Annotated in this window: 15 protein-coding genes; 9 read left to right on the top strand and 6 right to left on the bottom strand. The window is 70.2% G+C overall.

Features of this window, described 5'->3' with window-relative positions; all coding sequences use genetic code 11:
- Window positions 1–58 precede the first annotated feature (58 nt).
- The gene (locus ACFW2G_RS31180) at window positions 59–1,330 is read right to left on the bottom strand and encodes an extracellular solute-binding protein (protein WP_037927196.1); all 1,272 of its coding nucleotides are present in this window, start codon (window positions 1,328–1,330) and stop codon (window positions 59–61) included.
- Window positions 1,331–1,552: 222 nt separating this feature from the next.
- Between ACFW2G_RS31180 and ACFW2G_RS31175 the strand changes: the two genes are divergently transcribed.
- From ACFW2G_RS31175 to ACFW2G_RS31160, 4 genes are all read left to right on the top strand, one after another.
- Window positions 1,553–3,412, top strand: coding sequence for a glycoside hydrolase family 13 protein (locus ACFW2G_RS31175; protein WP_384583218.1), 1,860 nt, complete (start codon window positions 1,553–1,555; stop codon window positions 3,410–3,412).
- A gap of 26 nt (window positions 3,413–3,438) precedes the next feature.
- Window positions 3,439–4,479 (top strand): LacI family DNA-binding transcriptional regulator, encoded by a 1,041-nt coding sequence (locus ACFW2G_RS31170; RefSeq protein WP_037927693.1) that lies wholly within the window; start codon window positions 3,439–3,441, stop codon window positions 4,477–4,479.
- A 74-nt stretch (window positions 4,480–4,553) separates the two neighbouring features.
- Entirely contained in the window at window positions 4,554–5,444 is an 891-nt protein-coding gene (locus ACFW2G_RS31165) for a phosphatase PAP2 family protein (protein ID WP_236647809.1), read from the top strand.
- Window positions 5,445–5,990: 546 nt separating this feature from the next.
- Entirely contained in the window at window positions 5,991–6,899 is a 909-nt protein-coding gene (locus tag ACFW2G_RS31160; protein ID WP_384583214.1) for a nitroreductase/quinone reductase family protein, read from the top strand.
- A 55-nt stretch (window positions 6,900–6,954) separates the two neighbouring features.
- Here ACFW2G_RS31160 and ACFW2G_RS31155 read toward each other — a convergent pair whose 3' ends face one another.
- From ACFW2G_RS31155 to ACFW2G_RS31145, 3 genes are all read right to left on the bottom strand, one after another.
- Entirely contained in the window at window positions 6,955–9,024 is a 2,070-nt protein-coding gene (locus tag ACFW2G_RS31155; protein WP_384583211.1) for a phosphocholine-specific phospholipase C, read from the bottom strand.
- Between the two features lie 147 nt (window positions 9,025–9,171).
- Entirely contained in the window at window positions 9,172–9,447 is a 276-nt protein-coding gene (locus ACFW2G_RS31150; RefSeq protein ID WP_384583208.1) for a GNAT family N-acetyltransferase, read from the bottom strand.
- 2 nt (window positions 9,448–9,449) lie between these two features.
- Complete coding sequence (locus tag ACFW2G_RS31145) at window positions 9,450–10,043, bottom strand: TetR/AcrR family transcriptional regulator (protein ID WP_384583205.1); 594 nt, start codon at window positions 10,041–10,043, stop codon at window positions 9,450–9,452.
- A 100-nt stretch (window positions 10,044–10,143) separates the two neighbouring features.
- On the opposite strand from ACFW2G_RS31145, the gene ACFW2G_RS31140 reads away from it, so the two are divergent.
- A complete protein-coding gene (locus ACFW2G_RS31140; RefSeq protein WP_384583202.1) occupies window positions 10,144–11,010 on the top strand; it encodes an SDR family oxidoreductase in 867 nt (288 codons plus the stop codon).
- Between the two features lie 441 nt (window positions 11,011–11,451).
- On the opposite strand, the gene ACFW2G_RS31135 is transcribed toward ACFW2G_RS31140, so the two are convergent.
- Both ACFW2G_RS31135 and ACFW2G_RS31130 read right to left on the bottom strand, forming a co-directional pair.
- On the bottom strand, window positions 11,452–11,658 hold the full coding sequence (locus tag ACFW2G_RS31135) for a DUF397 domain-containing protein (RefSeq protein ID WP_384583199.1): 207 nt from the start codon (window positions 11,656–11,658) through the stop codon (window positions 11,452–11,454).
- Window positions 11,655–12,497: a helix-turn-helix domain-containing protein gene (locus tag ACFW2G_RS31130; RefSeq protein ID WP_384583253.1), complete on the bottom strand. Its 843-nt coding sequence runs from the start codon at window positions 12,495–12,497 to the stop codon at window positions 11,655–11,657. Before ACFW2G_RS31130 ends, ACFW2G_RS31135 begins: the two co-directional genes overlap by 4 nt.
- A 101-nt stretch (window positions 12,498–12,598) precedes the next feature.
- On the opposite strand from ACFW2G_RS31130, the gene ACFW2G_RS31125 reads away from it, so the two are divergent.
- From ACFW2G_RS31125 to ACFW2G_RS31110, 4 genes are all read left to right on the top strand, one after another.
- A complete protein-coding gene (locus ACFW2G_RS31125) occupies window positions 12,599–13,081 on the top strand; it encodes an ATP-binding protein (RefSeq protein ID WP_384583196.1) in 483 nt (160 codons plus the stop codon).
- 202 nt (window positions 13,082–13,283) lie between these two features.
- Window positions 13,284–14,186 (top strand): helix-turn-helix domain-containing protein, encoded by a 903-nt coding sequence (locus tag ACFW2G_RS31120; RefSeq protein WP_384583194.1) that lies wholly within the window; start codon window positions 13,284–13,286, stop codon window positions 14,184–14,186.
- Between the two features lie 1,143 nt (window positions 14,187–15,329).
- Window positions 15,330–15,764, top strand: coding sequence for a hypothetical protein (locus ACFW2G_RS31115; protein WP_037927219.1), 435 nt, complete (start codon window positions 15,330–15,332; stop codon window positions 15,762–15,764).
- A gap of 964 nt (window positions 15,765–16,728) precedes the next feature.
- Window positions 16,729–17,505, top strand: coding sequence for a CAP domain-containing protein (locus ACFW2G_RS31110; protein ID WP_384455819.1), 777 nt, complete (start codon window positions 16,729–16,731; stop codon window positions 17,503–17,505).
- Window positions 17,506–17,601: the final 96 nt, after the last annotated feature.

Genomic DNA, 17,601 nt, shown 5'->3' with positions numbered 1-17,601 from the left:
GTCTCCGTCGTCCGCGGCCTTCGCCACCGACTGGCTGGTGTCAGCAGCCATGGTTTCGTTACTTCCAGCCCTTGAGGATCTTGCGGAACTCGATGCCGGCCGCCTTGGCGGCTTCCTCCGGGCTCGACGCCCCGGTGATCGCCTTGGTGTACTCGACCTTCAGCGGCTCGAAGAGGGAGCCGTTCTCCGGGATCCAGGCGCGCTCGACGGCCTTGTCCACGGCCGGCTTGAAGAACTGGACCATCTCGCTGCTCTTGACGTCCGGCTGCTCGTAGGCGGCGGTACGGGTCGGCAGCAGGCTCAGCTCCTTGGCGGACTGGACCTGGACCTCCTGCGAGGTCATGTACTCGACGAAGGCGTGGGCGGCGGCGCGGTTCTTCGAGCCGGCGTAGACGCCGAGGTCGTGGCCGCCCTGCGGGGCGCCGGCCTTGGCGGAGCCGGCCGGGACGGCGGCGACGCCGAGGTTGGCCTTGTCCTTGAACTGGTCGCCGGCGTAGGTGTCGGCGACGGCCCACGGACCGTTGATCATCATGGCGGCCTCGCCGGTCTTGAAGGCCGTCTGCATGTTGGCGTAGCCGTCGGTGGCGTTGGTGATCGCCGCACCCGAGGTGACCAGGTCACGGGCGGTCTTGAAGGCCTTGACGCCCGCCTCGTTGTCGACGGTGACCGTCTTGTTCTTCGCGTCGACGAGGTCGCCGCCCTCGCCGTAGATCAGCGGGAGGAACCAGTAGGAGTCGTCGCCGCGGAGATAGAGGGCGGCCTTGCCGGTCTTCGCCTTGATCGCGTCGGCGGCGGTCTTCAGCTCCGCCAGCGTCTTGGGCGGCTCGACTCCGGCATCGGCGAGCATCTTCTTGTTGTAGAAGAGGCCGAGGGTGTCGATGACCTGCGGCACGGCGTAGGTCTTGCCCTCGTACTTGGCGCTGGCCGCGGCCTGCGGAAGGAAGTCGCTGTCGACCTTCTTCGCCATGTCGGCCGGAACCTCGTCGAGGTAGCCGAGGGAGGCGAAGTCGGCGACCCAGCCGACGTCCGCGCGGATCACGTCAGGCGCGTCGGAGCCGCTGCTGAAGGCGTTCTTGACCTTGTTCTGCGCGTCGCCGTACGGGACGTTGACGTACTTGACCGTGACCTTCGGGTGCTTCGCGGTGAACGCCTCGGCGATCTTCTGGAAGCTGGCCTTCTCGGCGTCGTTCGCGGTGTCCCACCAGGTGACCGTGCCGGAAAGCTCGCCGCCTGCGTCGGTCCCGCCGTCGCCCTTGTCGTCACCGCCGCAAGCCGTCGCCGCGAGCGCCAGGGCCGCGACCAGCGCGGTGGCCGCTATGCCACGCCGCATATGAACTCCTTCGATGATTCCGGCCGCGCCCTCGCGGTCCCGAGTTGCCAGGAACGTAACAAGACTGAAAGAGGACCGAAAGACCTTGCGCAAACTTTCTGCAAGCGGAGGCGATCGTTACATCCGTGTGTCCGGACGGTTGCCGCGGCTTGCTGTTAGTTCGAGTCGTCTTCGACTGCCCGGGCCCGCAACCAGGGGGCATGTCACCGCGTTGACCCCGATATGACCCACGAGTCGACGGCCGTCGGCCTTGCAAGCGCTTACAGCAACGCGACGACTGCGAGCGGTGACTGGTGGCGCGATGCCGTCATCTACCAGGTGTACGTACGCTCCTTCGCCGACAGCGACGGCGACGGGATCGGCGACCTGCGCGGCGCCCGCTCCCGCCTCCCCCACCTCGCCCGCCTCGGGGTCGACGCCGTGTGGCTCACCCCCTTCTACGTCTCCCCGCAGGCGGACGGCGGCTACGACGTCGCCGACTACCGGGCCGTCGACCCGCTCTTCGGCGACCTCGCCGACGCCGAAGAGCTCGTCCGGGCCGCGCACGGGCTCGGGCTCCGGGTCATCGTGGACGTGGTGCCGAACCACACCTCCGAGCAGCACCCGTGGTTCCGGGCCGCGCTCGCCGGGGAGCCGGGGGCCCGGGAGCGGTATCTCTTCCGCCCCGGCCGGGGCGCGGACGGCAGCCTCCCTCCGAACGACTGGGAGTCGGTCTTCGGCGGTCCGGCCTGGACCCGGGTCGCGGACGGCGCGTGGTACCTGCACCTCTTCGCACCCGAGCAGCCGGACCTGGACTGGAGCCGCCCGGAGGTCGCCGCCGAGTTCGACTCGGTCCTGCGCTTCTGGCTCGACCTCGGCGTGGACGGCTTCCGCATCGACGTCGCCCACGGCATGGTCAAGGCGGAGGGCCTGCCGGACATCGGCCGCGGCGCCCAGGCCACGCTCATCGGCACGGAGCCGCTCCCGTTCTTCGACCAGGACGGGGTCCACGAGATCCACCGCGGGTGGCGGCGCCTGCTCGACTCCTACGAGGGGCAGCGCATCGGCGTCGCCGAAGCCTGGGCCCCGACCTCGGAGCGGCTCGCCCTGTACGTCCGACCGGACGAGCTCCACCAGGCGTTCAACTTCCGGTTCCTGACCTGCCCGTGGGACCCGACGGCGATGCGCACCGTGATCGACGAGTCGCTGGCCGCCACCGCCTCGGTCGGCGCCCCGACCACGTGGGTGCTGTCCAACCACGACGTCGTACGCCACGTGACCCGCTACGGCGACGGACCGCGCGGCCTGGCCCGGGCCCGGGCCGCGGCCCTGCTGATGCTGGCCCTGCCGGGCTCGGCGTACCTCTACCAGGGCGAGGAACTCGGCCTCCCGGAGGTCACGGACCTCCCGCCCGAAGCCCGCCAGGACCCGGCCTTCCGCCGCGGGGGCCGTCAGCGGATCCCGGCCCCCGCGGGCGAGCCCGCCCCGGGCCCGACCCCCGCGGCCGCCGGCATCATCGCCCCCCGCCCCGGCGAACCCGCCTTCCCGGAACCGACCGGGCGGCCCGGCGCGGACGACCGCGCCCGGCCGGACACCGCAGCGGACTCCGGGCCCGCACCCGAAGCACCGGCCGCACCCGAACCTCCGGCCGCGTCGGAGGCGGAGGGCCAGGACGGGTTGCGCGACGGCTGCCGGGTCCCCCTTCCCTGGGCCGGGGCGGAGCCCCCGTACGGGTTCGGGCCGGCCGGCAGCTGGCTGCCGCAGCCGCCGGCCTGGGCCGGCCTCAGCGTCGCCGCCCAGACCGGTGACCCGCATTCCACTCTGGAGCTGTACCGTGCCGCCCTGGAACTGCGCCGGGCGATGCCCGGGCTGGGCGCGCCCGAGGCCGGCGGGCCGTCCGGCGCCTGCGGAATGGCCTGGCAGCCCGCGCCCGACGGGGTCCTCCTCTTCACCCGCCCCGGCTTCGCCTGCACCCTCAACACCCGGCCCGACACCGTCGAACTCCCCGCGCCGGGCCGTCCCGTGCTCTCCAGCGCCCCCGTGGAGACGGACGGTCGCACCGTCCGTCTCCCCCCGGATTCGTGCACGTGGTGGGCATTTTGATGTGGCGGCCGGTACAGTCCAATCCCGTGACCGCACGGCTAGCCGACATCGCAGCCCAGGCGGGGGTCAGCGAAGCCACAGTCAGCCGCGTGCTCAACGGCAAGCCCGGTGTGGCCGCGGGCACCCGCGAATCCGTGCTGGCCGCGCTGGACGTCCTCGGCTACGAGCGCCCCGTACGGCTGCGCCAGCGCAGCGCCGGCCTCGTCGGACTGATCACGCCCGAGCTGGACAACCCCATCTTCCCGGCCCTCGCGCAGGTCATCGGCCAGGCCCTGACCCGCCAGGGGTACACGCCGGTGCTGGCCACCCAGACCCCCGGCGGATCCACCGAGGACGAACTGACCGAGATGCTCGTCGACCGCGGGGTCTCGGGGATCATCTTCGTCTCCGGACTGCACGCCGACACGACGGCCGATATGGGCCGCTATGACCAACTCCGCGGACAAGGTGTCCCCTACGTTCTGATCAACGGCTTCTCCGACAAGGTGCAGGCCCCCTTCGTCTCCCCCGACGACCGCGCCGCGATGCAGCTCGCGGTCACGCATCTGACCGCCCTCGGGCACACCCGGATCGGCCTCGCGGTCGGGCCGAAGCGGTTCGTACCGGTCCTGCGGAAGATCGAGGGCTTCCGCAGCGGGATGAAGGAGCGACTCGGGCTCGGCGACGCCGAGATCGAGGAACTGATCCAGCACTCCCTCTACTCCCTGGAAGGCGGCCAGGCCGCCACGTCCGCACTGATCTCACGGGGCTGCACGGCGGTGGTGTGCGCGAGCGACATGATGGCGCTCGGCGCGATCCGGGCGGCCCGGCAGCAGGGGCTGCGGGTGCCGCAGGACGTCTCGGTCGTCGGCTTCGACGACTCCCCCCTCATAGCGTTCACCGACCCACCGCTGACCACCATCCGGCAGCCCGTGCAGGCGATGGGACAGGCGGCGGTGCGGACGCTGCTGGAGGAGATCGGCGGTACCCCGGCCCCGCACAGCGAATTCGTGTTCCTGCCGGAACTGGTCGTGCGCGGCTCCACCGCCTCGGGCCCCGGGCAGCGGCGCGGCCCGTCTCGTACCTGAGAGGGAGCGGCTGCGCCGAAGACCGTCCCGAGGGATGATCGGAGGCGAAAGCTCATCTGGCAAACTCTCTCCCCATGGGTGAAGCGAGCGTGAAGACACTGGAAACCCGGACGGATGTCTCCTCACCCGTAGCGGTCGAGACCGAGACCCGACCGGGCTCCGACCGCGCCCTGATCTCCCGACTGCGGGTCCCGCGCCGGCCGCGGATCTGGTTCGAGGTCCTGCTGATCGCGGTCAGCTACTGGACCTACTCGCTGATCCGCAACGCGGTGCCCGAGCAGAAGTCGATCGCCCTCGCGAACGCCGACTGGATCTGGGGGGTCGAGCGGACCCTCGGCATCGCCGTCGAGCAGTCGGTCAACCACGCGGTCAATTCCGTGACGTGGCTGATCGTGGGGATGAACTACTACTACGCCACACTCCACTTCATCGTGACCATCGGCGTACTGGTGTGGATCTACCGGTTCCATCCCGGCCGGTACGCCGCCACGCGCCTGGTCCTCTTCGCCACCACCGGCGTGGCCCTGGTCGGCTACTACTTCTACCCGCTGGCGCCGCCCCGGCTGATGAACGGGCAGCACTTCGTCGACACCGTGCTGGTCCACCACACCTGGGGCTCCATGGCCTCCGGGAACCTCAAGCACATGTCGAACCAGTACGCTGCGATGCCGTCCATGCACATAGGGTGGTCGCTGTGGTGCGGGCTGACGATCTTCGCGGTCGCCTCGGCCCCCTGGGCCCGGATCCTGGGCCTGCTCTACCCGGCGGCGACCCTCGTCGTCATCGTGGCCACCGCCAACCACTTCTGGCTCGACGCCGTGGGCGGCATGATCTGCCTGGCCTTCGGCTACGCCGTCTCGCACGCCTGGTACGGCTCGCTGCCGCACCGCCTGCCCCGCCACCCCGAGCACACGGGCCCGCACCCGGCGTCGGAGCTCGTCAGCCGCTTCCGGCCGCAGCGCTGAGGACCGCCCGGCCCTGATCCCGCCGGACAGACACCGGCCCACCGGCCCCGTGCCTCCCGGTGGGCGGGGCGCCCGCCGGGAGGCACGGGGCGGGCCGAACGCTCCCCGCTGCCGTTCGTACGTCGATCCCCTGCTGCCCTGCGGTGGTCAGCCACGCAGCGGGAAGGGCGCCCGGGCACCGCTCGGATCCGGCCAGGGGACCGTCCGGCCGCGTTGACAAGATCCACGAGCGCTCGTTGTAATGAGGCCGTGGCGCGTGGCGCCGGCCAAAGAGAACTGGGCCGGCCGGTGACCGGGCGACCACCCGCACATCAGGGACGATCCCATGCGTTCTCTTCCCCCAGGCTCTGCCTGACCCAGGCGCCTCCGCGCGCCCGCACCGCCGCTTGCGTCGGCCGTGCCGTTTCCTCTCCCTGCGTCGCGCTGTCGTTTCCGGCAGCCCGCTTCCGGCACCTCTGATTCCGCCTCGGTCCGGTGCACGCGCTTCCCTCCCCCTCCCCCTCCTTCTTCCTTCCGCTGTCGCCTCACCAAGGAGTCAGAACCCGTATGTCCTTCAACCAGTCCGTCATCGACGAGTTCCGCGCGAACCAGGGAAAGGTCGGCGGCCCTTTCGAGGGCGGTGACCTCCTCCTGCTCACCACCACCGGCGCCCGGTCGGGCGAGGAGCGGACCGTCCCGCTGGGCTACGTGCGCCACGGCGGTGAGCTCCTGGTGATCGGCTCCAACCTGGGCGGGCCCAAGCACCCCGACTGGTACCACAACCTGCTCGCGCACCCGCTGGTGACGGTGGAGATCGGCGCCGAGTCCTTCGAGGCGGTCGCGGTGCCGGCCGAGGGCGCCCACCGCGACCGGTTGTTCGCACAGGTGGTGGCCTCGGAGCCGGGCTACGGCGCGTACCAGGAGAGCACCAGCAGGGTCCTGCCGGTGGTGGCGCTCCACACGAGCGATCCCGCTCCGGGCGAGGGACCGGTGGAGGTCCGGAGCCTGGCCGACCAGCTGGTCGACGTGCACGTGTGGCTCCGCGGGCAGCTGCGGCACGTGGGCGCCGAGGTGGAGGAGCACTTCGCGAGGGCGGCCGCGCACGAGGGCGAGGAGGCCGTGCCGGCGGTCGGACTGGGACTTCAGATCCGCCAGCACTGCCTGGCCTTCTGCCAGACGCTGGAGTTCCACCACACCGGTGAGGACGCCCACGTGTTCCCCGCGCTCGCGGCGCGGAACCCGCACCTGAAGGAGGTCTTCGAGCGGCTGCGGACCGAACACCTCACGGTGGCGCGGCTGCAGCAGGAGCTGAGCGCGCTGCTCGCGGACATCACGGGCACCGACCCGGAGGACTTCCGGAGGGAGCTGGCCCGGATGTCGTCCGAGCTGAACGCCCACCTCGACTACGAGGAGGAGTCGCTGCTCCCGCTGCTCGCCGGGATCCCCTTCCCGCCGGGGCCGCCGCCGGCCGCCTGAACGCCACTGCGTTCCGGGCGGCCGCGGCCCCGGGTGGGGGCGGGGGCTCCCGGGGTCAGGAAGAGCGGTCCGTCAGAATCGCCGGGTCGGAGAGGCCGGCCGCGCCGGTCTCGACCGTGCCGGCGAAGCGGCGGCCGAAGTCCGCGGTCTCGGACGAGGTGACCGTCACGTCGTACCAGCGTCGCGTGTTCTTCAGGGACACGGTGTGGGTGACGGTGGCGCCCTGGGCGACCGTGAGGCGCTTGACTCCCCCGCCGTAGGCGTTGGTGACGGTGAGCGTCGCCGTCGACGCCCCCGCGTTGGTGAGGGTGAGGTCCAGGTTGCCGGTGGTGGCGTTGTGGCGTGCGGTGACCTCGGGGCCGGGGGTGGTGCCGGGATTGCGGAAGGCACGCAGGAAGCCGTTGGGGCCGTGGACGGTCAGGTCGGTGACACCGGCCGAATAGCGGGTGTTCCAGGTGTCCGAGACCGACGTTCCCGCCTTGGTGGTGTACGTCCAGGGGGCGTCGGACCGGTTGGCGGAGGTGACGTAGAACTGCGCGCCCAGGTCCGGCCCGCCGCTGAAGGTCAGCCGGAACCTGCCCTCGGCGGTGAGCGCGGCGCCGTCGACGTACGGGGCGTACTTCAGCGGCCTGGTACGGCACTGGCCCTTCTCCTGGCGCGGCATGGACCCCACGGCCGGCGGGGTGGCCCGGAAGTCGGGGTGCCGCTCGCGGTCCTGCGGCTCCCACAGGCCGGTGTCGGGCAGCGTCGCCGTGGAGGTGTCCTTGCGGGCGAAGTCGAAGGCCGAGGTCAGGTCGCCGCAGACGGCGCGCCGCCAGGGCGAGATGTTGGGCTCGTGCACGCCGAAGCGCTCCTCCATGAAGCGGATCACGGAGGTGTGGTCGAAGGTCTCGGAGCAGGAGTAGCCTCCGGTGCTCCAGGGCGAGACGACGAGCATCGGCACGCGCGGTCCCAGCCCGTACGGTCCGGCGACGTAGCCGGCCTTGCCGGGGAAGACGTCCAGGGCGGTCGGGGTGGTCGACAGGCCCTGGCTCGCGTCGGCCGGGGCGTACGGCGGGACGACGTGGTCGAAGAAGCCGTCGTTCTCGTCGTAGGTGATGAACAGCGCGGTACGAGCCCACACGTCGGGGTTGGACGTCAGCGCGTCCAGCACCTGCGCGATGTACCAGGCCCCGAAGTTCGAGGGCCAGTTGGAGTGCTCGGTGAACGCCTCGGGGGCGGCGATCCAGGACACCTGCGGCAGGGTGCCGGCCGTGACGTCCGCGCGCAGCCCGTCGAAGTAGCCTTCGCCGGCCTTGGCGTTCGTGCCGGTGCGGGCCTTGTCGTGGAGTGGGTCGCCGGGCCGGGCATCGCGGTACTTGTTGAAGTAGAGCAGCGAGTTGTCGCCATAATTCCCGCGGAAGGCGTCGTTGATCCAGCCCCAGGAGCCGGCGGCGTCCAGGCCGTCGCCGATGTCCTGGTAGATCTTCCAGGAGATCCCGGCCGCCTCCAGGCGCTCGGGGTAGGTGGTCCAGTCGTAACCGGCTTCGGCGTTGTTGAGGACCGGGCCGCCGCCCTTGCCGTCGTTGCCGGTGTGGCCCGACCAGAGGTAGTAGCGGTTGGGGTCGGTCGAGCCGATGAAGGAGCAGTGGTAGGCGTCGCAGATGGTGAACGCGTCGGCGAGGGCGTAGTGGAAGGGGATGTCCTCGCGCGTCAGGTAGGCCATGGTGGCGGGCGTCTTGGCGGGCACCCAGTTGTCGTACCTGCCCTTGTTGAAGGCGCTCTGCCCGCCTGCCCAGTCGTGGTTGAGGCCCTGGAGGTACTCCATGCCGAGGTCGTCGGACGGGGGCCGGAAGGGCAGTGTCTCCTTGCCCGCCCGGTCGGCCTGGTGCCAGACGGACTTGCCGCTGGGCAGGGTCACCGGGCGCGGGTCGCCGAAGCCGCGGACGCCGCGCAGGGCGCCGTAGTAGTGGTCGAAGGAACGATTCTCCTGCATCAGGACCACGATGTGCTCGACGTCGGCGAGGGTGCCCGTCGTCCCCTGGGCGGGGATCGCGGCGGCGCGGGCGATGCTCTCGCCCAGCAGGGTCAGGGCGGCTGCGCCGCCGGTGAGCTGGAGGAAGCGGCGGCGGTTGAGTTCTGCCATGGGGTGACGACCTCTGCTTCGTTCGCGGGTGGTGGAGCGCTCACAAGAACAGCGCGCCCGGAGGACCGGAGAGGGTGCCGGATGTGACGTCGGCGGGTACGGCAGGCGAACGACGGGCGGATTCCACCGGAGTTCGGCGCGCCGCCCTCAGCACCCCCGTTCGTACTCGACCTGGGTGAGGGGGTTGCCGTCACCGAAGTCGTACGGGCGGTCGGCGCCGGTCTCCGCGAAACCGCACTTGATGTAGAAGCGACGGGACTGCGGGGTGTCGCGCAGGGTCCACAGGTGGGCGCGGGTGCAGCCGTCGTCGCGCAGGTGCCGCAGCGTTGGGGCCCTTCCGTCAGCGCCCGCCCGGCAGGTCGCCTCAGTGGCGGTGCATGCGGGTCGCGGTGGCGGGAGGGTGGTGCGTTGCCACTCCCGCACGGCTACCCGCCGCGGGCCTGCCGGTCGATCATGGAGACCAGGGTCGAGACGAGTTCCTCGGCCGTGATGTGCCACTTGTCCGCGGACAGGTGCCCGCTGACCTCCATATCCGTGATCCCGTGCACACTGGTCAACAGCAGCGCTGCGTATCGACTGGTGTGCTGGGCGCCGACCAGATCGCCGACGATGGCGAGGAACTCGTCCTGGGCACGGTCGCCCGCCTGCGTCGCCGCGTGGATCGCGGCCGGGTCGCCGGCCGGGGAGGCGAACATGAGCCGGTACAGGTGCGGCTGACGGCGGCCGATCGTCATCAGCGCGGACAGGGCGCGGCGCAGCTTGTCGGCCGGGGGCGCCTGCGGATCGGTGCGCACCTCCTGCGCCTGATCCGCGAGCCGGTCCAGGGCTTCGGCTGCTACGGCGGTCAGCAGGCTGTCCTTGTCGGGGAAGTGCCGGTACGGCGCCCCGCGGGTGACCCCCGCGCGCGCCCCGACCTCGCGCAACGTCACCGCGCCCGGCCCGCCGCTGTCCAGCAGGTCGGCAGCCGCGTCCAGCAGGGCGCGTCGCGTTGCGGCGGCGGATTCCATTCGGCTGACCATGCCGATCACTATACAGTTGACACTGTCATCTGAGTGGTCCACTCTTGTTGAGGTGACAACGTCATCTGAAACTGCGCCGGAAAACCGCGGCTGCGTCGTCGTGACCGGAGCCTCGACCGGGATCGGCGCGGCGTCCGCCCGCGAGCTGGCCCGCCGAGGATTCCACGTCCTCGCCGGCGTCCGCCGCGACCAGGATGCCGACGCGCTCCGCGCCCCAGGCATCGAGCCGGTCATCCTCGACATCACCCGGCCCGACCATATCGCCGAGCTGGCCGCCCGCGTCGGCTCGCAGACAGGCGCGTTGCGGGCGTTGGTGAACAACGCCGCCATCTCCGTCAACGCCCCGGTCGAGGCCCTGCCACTGAACGAGTGGCGCCGGCTGTACGAGGTCAACCTGTTCGGCCACGTCGCCGTCACCCAGGCACTGCTGCCCGCCCTGCTGCGCCACTGTGGCCGGGTGGTCAACATCAGCTCGGTCGGCGGGAAAGTCGCCATGGCCACCTTCGGCCCCTACGCGGGCACGAAGTTCGCCCTGGAGGCGGTCAGCGACGCGCTGCGCCGGGAAGTGACGCCACTGGGCGTGCGGGTGGTGGTCGTCGAGCCCGGCGGGGTCCGCACCGAGATGGGCGACCGGGGCATCGCCACCACGAGCCGGCTGGCCGAGGCCATGTCACCGGAACAGCGCGATCGCTACGGGCCGCTGGTCCAGGCGGTCATCGCGCTGACCGCCGCGGGCACCGCGAGCGGAAAATCCGCCGACGATGCCGCCCGGGTGATCGCCAAGGCCGTGACCGCCAGGAAGCCCCGCACGCGCTACACCGTCGGTCGCGACGCGGCCGTACTCACCCGACTGTCGCGGGTACTGCCGGACCGGATGCTCGACCACATCAGTGCGGCCGCCCTCCGCCCGCACTACCCGAAGACCACCACCCCGCAGGAAACCCACGTTCGAGCGAGCAGCGGCTGACCACGCGGGCCTGCCGCTGCCCAGGCCCGGATACGGCCCGTACGCTCCAGGCGTCCCGGGTGGGGAGAGAGGCGGCCCCGCCCGGGACGCCTGGCCGTGCATTTACCAGGTCCGCCCACCCGACGGGGCACTTCGCCGATACCCACGCCCGCTGTACACCGCCGCCTCTACCGTCCAGCCCGGATACCGGGTCACCCGCCCCCGCGAGGGCGAGCACGCTCACGTCGTGGCCGACGGCGGTCCCGAAGAACCCCCGCCGACGGCCGAGGGCCCGGGCGATCCTGTCGGTGTGCAAGGCGATGGCCGGGTCGGCCTGGATCAGCACCCGCCCGGCGTCGTAGCTCGACTTCTCGGAACACGCCGCCCTGACGTCTGCGTCCCAGCAGGCCGGATCCGGCAGCCGCTGCCGCAGTGCGGTCTCGACGGCCGAGTCCGAGCGGCTCACGCGGTGACGGCGTGGGCGACGAAGCCGGTCCAGGCATCGGGGGTGACGGCGAGGCGTGCGCCCTCGGGCCGCTTGGAATCCCGGACGAGGACCGTGCCGGGGGTGTGGGCGACCTCGATGCAGTCGGGGCCGTCGTTGGTGCTGAAGCTGCTCTTCACCCATGTCAGTGTGGAGAGGCCCTCGACCGACGGCTTGATGCTCATGTCTCCCCCAATACCTTCTCGATGAACGTCAGCGACTCACGCGGCGTCAGAGCTTGTGCTCGGATCATGCCATAGCGCATGTCCAGGATCTGGACCTCTTTCGGTTCCGTGATCAAGCGGCTGACCAGCTGGACTTCGTTGTGTCCCACCGTTGTTCCATCGTTGAGACGCATGACCTTGAACGATCCGGCGAGACCTGCATGCTCCTGCACCGCGGTGGGCATCACCTGAAGCTCAACATGCCGCAGACTGCCCACCTCAAGCAGGTGTTCGAGTTGGCGACGCAGAACCATCTTGCCCCCGATGGGCCTCCGAAGCACGGCCTCTTCCTGGACAACAGTCAGCAGCGGTACGGGGTCGCGATGGATCACAGCCTGCCGAGCCAGCCTTGCAGCGACCAGTCGCTCGACCTCACCTTCGGAAAAGGTCGGCCGCCTCACCCCATAGAGGGCACGCGTGTACTCCTCGGTCTGAAGCAGTCCAGGCACCACGAAGGTGTCGTACGCGCCAATCTCAACAGCCATGGACTCCAACTTGGCCAGATCCCGGACCTTCTTGGGGTAGCGGGCCCTTTCGACATCGGCCTTCATGGCGGCGATTTTCCCGCCCGCCCCGAGGACCTCGTCCGCCTTGTCCAGGAACTCCGGGCGCGGAATACGAGCTCCGCGCTCGATCTTGTAGATCAGGTTCGCCCCGTATCCCATCCGCTCACCGAATTTGGTTCGGTCAAAACCCGCCGCCTCACGCCACATCTTCAGCTGGCGTCCCACCGTGGCGATGACCGCCCCGGATTCGTCCTCCGGATCGAGTTCCCAGCTCGATTCGTCGGCACCGTCCATCGTGCTCACATCCGCCTCCCCTTGGACCGCGAGGACACCACGGGACGGCTCTGGACAACCGTCGTACACAGCATCCTCAACTCTGTTCAGACTACGCACGGATGGCCACGCTGAGTCACGTGAATCAGGAAACCTCCCTCGTCGCCACGCTCCCCTCCACCCCGCGCGGAGCCCGCGCCGCACGCGCGCTCACGGTGGCCCAACTCGCGCAGCGAAAGCTTCCGTTCGAGGATGCGGCACAGGTCGTCGCCGAACTCGCCGCGAACGCCGTGACCCACGGAAGGGTGCGCGGGCGGGATTTCCGGCTCGCGCTGCACCTCGCGCAGGGCCCTACGCTCCGTATCGAAGTGTCGGACACGCGGCGGGAGTTCGCACCACCCGCAGACTGCGGGACGCCGGACCCCGAGGCGGAGTCGGGGCGGGGGCTGGTACTGGTGTCCGCGCTCGCCGCGCGGTGGGGAACGGATCTCGGTCCGGCGCCACTGAAGACGGTGTGGGCGGAAATTGATGTGGCGAGTCCGATTCCACCGGATCGAGGTTTCCGCGACCCGGTGGATCAATATCCGGTCCCACACGACGCCTAAAGACTAACCACCGGGAGAAATGACCTTCCACACCTCCCCCTCCCCTCTCACTCGGTCGGGTGAATCACCCCAACCGGGCTGGTGCATAAGCCAATTCGCCGGGCACTCTGACTCCCGACAACCCCATAAAACGCATTCGGCCCCCGGCCGGGACGGCAATCCCGGGCGAGGGCCTAACCACAGCGGAAGCGACACCTTCCCCATGGCTGACCAGCAGCTTAGCGCGCCCTCGCGCGTCCCGTCGGGCATCCGGCACGTCAACCACGACCACCGCCGCGGCTACGTCAAGATCGGCAACCACCTCGCCCAGCACCGCGAGCTGAGCATGGCGGCGATCGGCCTGGCCACGCACATCCAATCGCTCCCGACCGGCTCGAAGGTGACCATCAAGGCCCTCGCCGCACGCTTCCCGGAGGGCGAGGTCCGCATCGCCACCGCCCTGCGCGAGCTGGAGCGGTACGGCTACCTGGCCCGGTTCCAGGAGCGGCTGCCGACGGGGCGGGTCGTGACCTGCACGATCTCGTACAACAACCCGCCCGCGATGGCCGAGGCGAGCCGCGAGCAGCGGCTGCCGCCTCGGCGGCCCGAGCCGATGCCCACCCCTCGGCCGGACCCCGACCCGGAGCCTGAACCCCGGCCCGGCCCGCACCGCGAACCTGAACCCGCGCCCGCGCCCGCGCCCGCGCCCGCGCCCGCGCCCGTCACCCCCGAGGCCGAGTCGGAGGCACGGGAACTGCTGGCCCGGCTGCGGCTGCGCGACCCGCGGCTGACGCTGTCCGAGCGGGACGCCGTACGACTGGCGCCCGCCGCGGCGGAATGGCTGGAGCGCGGGGTGACCCCGAGCGCCGTCACGGCGGCCCTCTCCCGCTCGCTTCCGGCAGTGCCGATCCACTCCCCCGCCGCGCTGCTCGCCCACCGCCTGCGGGAACAACTGCCGCCCCGCCTGCCGGATCCCCGGGCGCCCCACCCGGCCGGCCCGGACCTCACCGTCCACCCCCTCCGCACGTGCGACGGCTGCGAGCTCGCCTTCCGCTCCCCCACCCCCGGCCGCTGCCGCAGCTGCACGCCACCGCCGACGGCCGGGACGGCGACCACCGCCGCCTGAACCGTGCGCTCCGGTGCCCACGCGCTACAGCGACTCACCCGCAGCCACGTCCGTAAACGATGCTGTGCGGCCGACCGCGTCGCCCGAGCGGGAGCGGGAGCGGGAGCGGGCGACGATCGCCGCCAGGTCCCGCCGCCCGCCGGGCGAGGTCCCTGCCGGCGCGCCGCGATGAGACCGACTGGTCCCGTGAGTGCTTTGCCGTCGACGGCGCCTGGTAGGGCACAGTGCAGGTCGGCGATCCGTCCGGTGTCCAGCGCCCCCGGTTTCACCGGCACCGCGGGGATAGGTCAAGGATCAGCAGGTACGGGCCACCTCGTCCCACTGGGCTTGGACACTGATCACGAAGGCGCGCCCGCCTGTCTGCACCCCCATCGGTCACACCCAGACCGGCCGCGCATCCCCGTAGCCTGCAACCAACCTGACCGCAGGCAGGAGCGGCACTCCCACCACTGGAAGTCGTCGCTGGCTCCTCCGGATCGCGAGCCCGACGCAAGAAGCCGTTCCGGTACTCCGGGTTGGGTTTACCCATGACGGATTTCCCACGTTGGACGGCGGGGGAAAGCGGCCGAAGAGGAGTGCGACCCCCAGGTCTTGGCAGCGGTGAACTCGCTTGGGGGATCCGTTGAGCCCAGTAGGCGGCCAGCTTTCAACTCCCCCTTGAGCATGAAGTCTTGAGACACCCCAAGTCCGTTTTCCTGCAACTTGCATTGATACAATCGTCCACTCCTGCCTGATACCCAGACACCGAGACATCCGAGCAGTGGACAAGTGGGGAACTATGGTGCAACTCGCCTCAGACGCCACTGAATTAGCGCCCATCGCCTGGCTCGATTCCCAGCAGGTGCGAGCACGAGCCGAGGCCCCGCGCCCCGCACCGCAGGCCGGGAAGGAATCCCCCGCCGTCTTCGACCGCGAGAAGGTGAGGGCCGCGGCCTCCTCCCCCATCTGGAAGCCTTCGCGGACAAGGTTCCACAAGCGCTGTACACGGTCGCGCTGGCCTTGATTTTCGGCGAGTGTCTCGCTTACGCCCATACCAACCTGATGGCGCATCAAGGAATCGGGCACGACCAACTGACCCCCTGAACCCGGATGTCCCGGCGGGAAAACTACCGCTCTCGGACGACCACGAGAGGAAGGTTGCGAATGAGCGGACTCGGCGGCCTGATACTTGGATTCTTCTTCCTGTTCGTCTCCTGCGGAATCCTTTGGGTGACTCAGTGGATGGCCCGAAGAGTGTTCAACCAGTTTTGCCTCAAGAGGCACGGCGTACGCACCGAGGGGAGATGTCTGGGGTATGTGAGCATGCGCGACGGAAGTCGCGTCGTCGTGACATACCAAGGACCTTCGGGCGGGAATCACAAGGTGACCCTGGACTCATGGGAGGGAATGCTGCCGCCGATCGGAGGCCCGGTACCCCTCACCTGTCTACCCACACGCCCCCACGTAGCCGAGAAATGGCCGATTCAGTTCTTCGTGCTGCGCGCCGCAGTCGCATTCGTCTTCGTTCCGATCCTCGGCTGGTTCGGGCTCGGATTCGCGGCCGCTGGCGCACTTCTGATATTCACCACGTTCTTCTGATGCCCGATGTCGAGCGCCGGATTGCTGTGCCGTCCTGGGCCTCGGCCTCGGGGCAGGCAATGAAATCAGGCCTCCCCCGCTCCGCGCGCGCCCTCGCCGCGATCCGGACGGTCCTGAGGCAGGGACACCGCACGGTGGAGATTGGTCCGGTCGGCCGTTCTCCGGCTTCGTGAATGACGTGACGTCATGCCCGATGCGCGGGAGGGGAACCCGGAAAGCAGAACAGGTGCAGCGCTCGTGATCACGTGAATGGCGGGGCCCATGAGAACCGAGCAAGACCGTCGAACGCATCCACCGACTCACCAGCGAGGGCGCCTTCGACACCACCTGCGTCGACCTCGCCACGTGAATGAGACGTAGCCGGGATACCGAGAACCCCTCGCACCACACCTCCCCTGCGCAGCGCCGCCATCAGCGACTTCCGCAAGGACGGACACGTCAACATCTCGCCGCGACCCTCCGCCCCACGGCCGCGACCGCCTCCGACCCGTACGAAACCTCGACCTCACGCTACAAACCCAGACAAATCCTGTTCGCACCATGCCCTACTTGCGACGCGGGCTCCGACGCCACGATCCGACCCCCGGTTGCGTGACATGCGTCACGACCGGAGCCTCGGCACCAGAGGACTTCCCGGGCGTGCCAGCTCATCGACATTTCGACATTTGTCCGTTTTGGATTCGACATTCCCCTCTCCTGCGGGAACGGAATGCTCGCTACCGCATGACCTGCGCCCTACTTCCCTGGTCACGGCCGCTCCTGAAGACACATCACATGGTTGCGACAGTGACCAGATCGTGACCATGCACGATCAACGGCCTGTTTCAAGCGGCGTGCCGAATCCCCCGCGTGAACGCGAAACGGAAACTTGCCAGGCCAATGGCGGGCTTCTAAGAATGTCGACCATTCCGGCGTCCCGCAGTTCCGGCGCCGGAAGCTTCGCGATCACCGAATGAGGTCACGCATGCAGAAGCATCGGAAGAAGAAGCAGTACCGGAAAATAGTCATCGGCGTCAGCGCCCTCGGAATCGTGGGTGTCCCCACGGCCGCTCTCGCCTGCTTCAACGGCGGCGACGACGCCGGCCGGACGCGCACCGCGAGCCACCAGGCGCAGCGCCCGTGGCAGTCCGAGCCCTCCGCCGCCCCGGACCTCATGGTCCCGGTCGGCGTTCCGACGGCGCCGAGCAGCCCCACAGCCCCCGCGCAGCCGGTCGAGGAGACCTCCCGGCCCGCGCAGCCCTCCCCGCCTTCCCGGCCTTCGCAGACGCAGCCGCCGAAGGCCGCGCCGCAGCCGGCGAAGCCGCCGGTCACCAAGAAGCCGCAGGCGCCCCAGCCGCCGAAGACCTCGCCCGCGCCGACCGCCTCCGGCTCGGTCGCCGCGGTCCTCGCCCTGGTCAACCAGGAGCGCGCCGCCGCCGGGTGCCCGGCGGTCACCCTGAACGCCCAGCTCACGAAGGCCGCGCAGGACCACAGCGCGGACATGGCCGCCCACAGCAACATGTCCCACACCGGCTCCGACGGGTCGAACCCCGGCACGCGCATCACCCGCGCCGGCTACAACTGGAGCACGTACGGCGAGAACGTCGCCTACGGCTACAGCACGCCCGAGAAGGTCATGGAGGGCTGGATGAACAGCCAGGGCCACCGGGAGAACATCCTGAACTGCTCCTTCAAGGAGATCGGCATCGGCCTGGCCCAGCCCGGCAACTACTGGACGCAGGACTTCGGCACGGCCCGCTGACGCCCGCGCCACCGCGCGACGGCCCACCGCGCGACGGCGGGCCGCGCGACGGCGGGCCGCGCGACGGCGGGCCGTCGGACCCACGCGGGTCCGGCG

The organism is Streptomyces sp. NPDC058880 (assembly GCF_042742535.1).
In the GTDB taxonomy this organism is placed as follows: Bacteria; Actinomycetota; Actinomycetes; order Streptomycetales; family Streptomycetaceae; genus Streptomyces.
The sequence above is the reverse complement of the archived record's forward strand: the minus strand, read 5'-3'. Positions and strand labels throughout refer to the sequence as shown.

Excerpts from the sequence above, each read along its gene's own strand:
- ACFW2G_RS31115 (WP_037927219.1), top strand. The coding sequence starts at position 15,330 with ATGAGCGGACTCGGCGGCCTGATACTTGGATTCTTCTTCCTGTTCGTC.
- ACFW2G_RS31125 (WP_384583196.1), top strand. The coding sequence starts at position 12,599 with ATGGCCACGCTGAGTCACGTGAATCAGGAAACCTCCCTCGTCGCCACG.
- ACFW2G_RS31165 (WP_236647809.1), top strand. The coding sequence starts at position 4,554 with ATGGGTGAAGCGAGCGTGAAGACACTGGAAACCCGGACGGATGTCTCC.
- ACFW2G_RS31110 (WP_384455819.1), top strand. The coding sequence starts at position 16,729 with ATGCAGAAGCATCGGAAGAAGAAGCAGTACCGGAAAATAGTCATCGGC.
- ACFW2G_RS31130 (WP_384583253.1), bottom strand. The coding sequence starts at position 12,497 with ATGGACGGTGCCGACGAATCGAGCTGGGAACTCGATCCGGAGGACGAA.
- ACFW2G_RS31120 (WP_384583194.1), top strand. The coding sequence starts at position 13,284 with ATGGCTGACCAGCAGCTTAGCGCGCCCTCGCGCGTCCCGTCGGGCATC.
- ACFW2G_RS31160 (WP_384583214.1), top strand. The coding sequence starts at position 5,991 with ATGTCCTTCAACCAGTCCGTCATCGACGAGTTCCGCGCGAACCAGGGA.
- ACFW2G_RS31175 (WP_384583218.1), top strand. The coding sequence starts at position 1,553 with ATGACCCACGAGTCGACGGCCGTCGGCCTTGCAAGCGCTTACAGCAAC.
- ACFW2G_RS31155 (WP_384583211.1), bottom strand. The coding sequence starts at position 9,024 with ATGGCAGAACTCAACCGCCGCCGCTTCCTCCAGCTCACCGGCGGCGCA.
- ACFW2G_RS31145 (WP_384583205.1), bottom strand. The coding sequence starts at position 10,043 with ATGGTCAGCCGAATGGAATCCGCCGCCGCAACGCGACGCGCCCTGCTG.
- ACFW2G_RS31180 (WP_037927196.1), bottom strand. The coding sequence starts at position 1,330 with ATGCGGCGTGGCATAGCGGCCACCGCGCTGGTCGCGGCCCTGGCGCTC.
- ACFW2G_RS31135 (WP_384583199.1), bottom strand. The coding sequence starts at position 11,658 with ATGAGCATCAAGCCGTCGGTCGAGGGCCTCTCCACACTGACATGGGTG.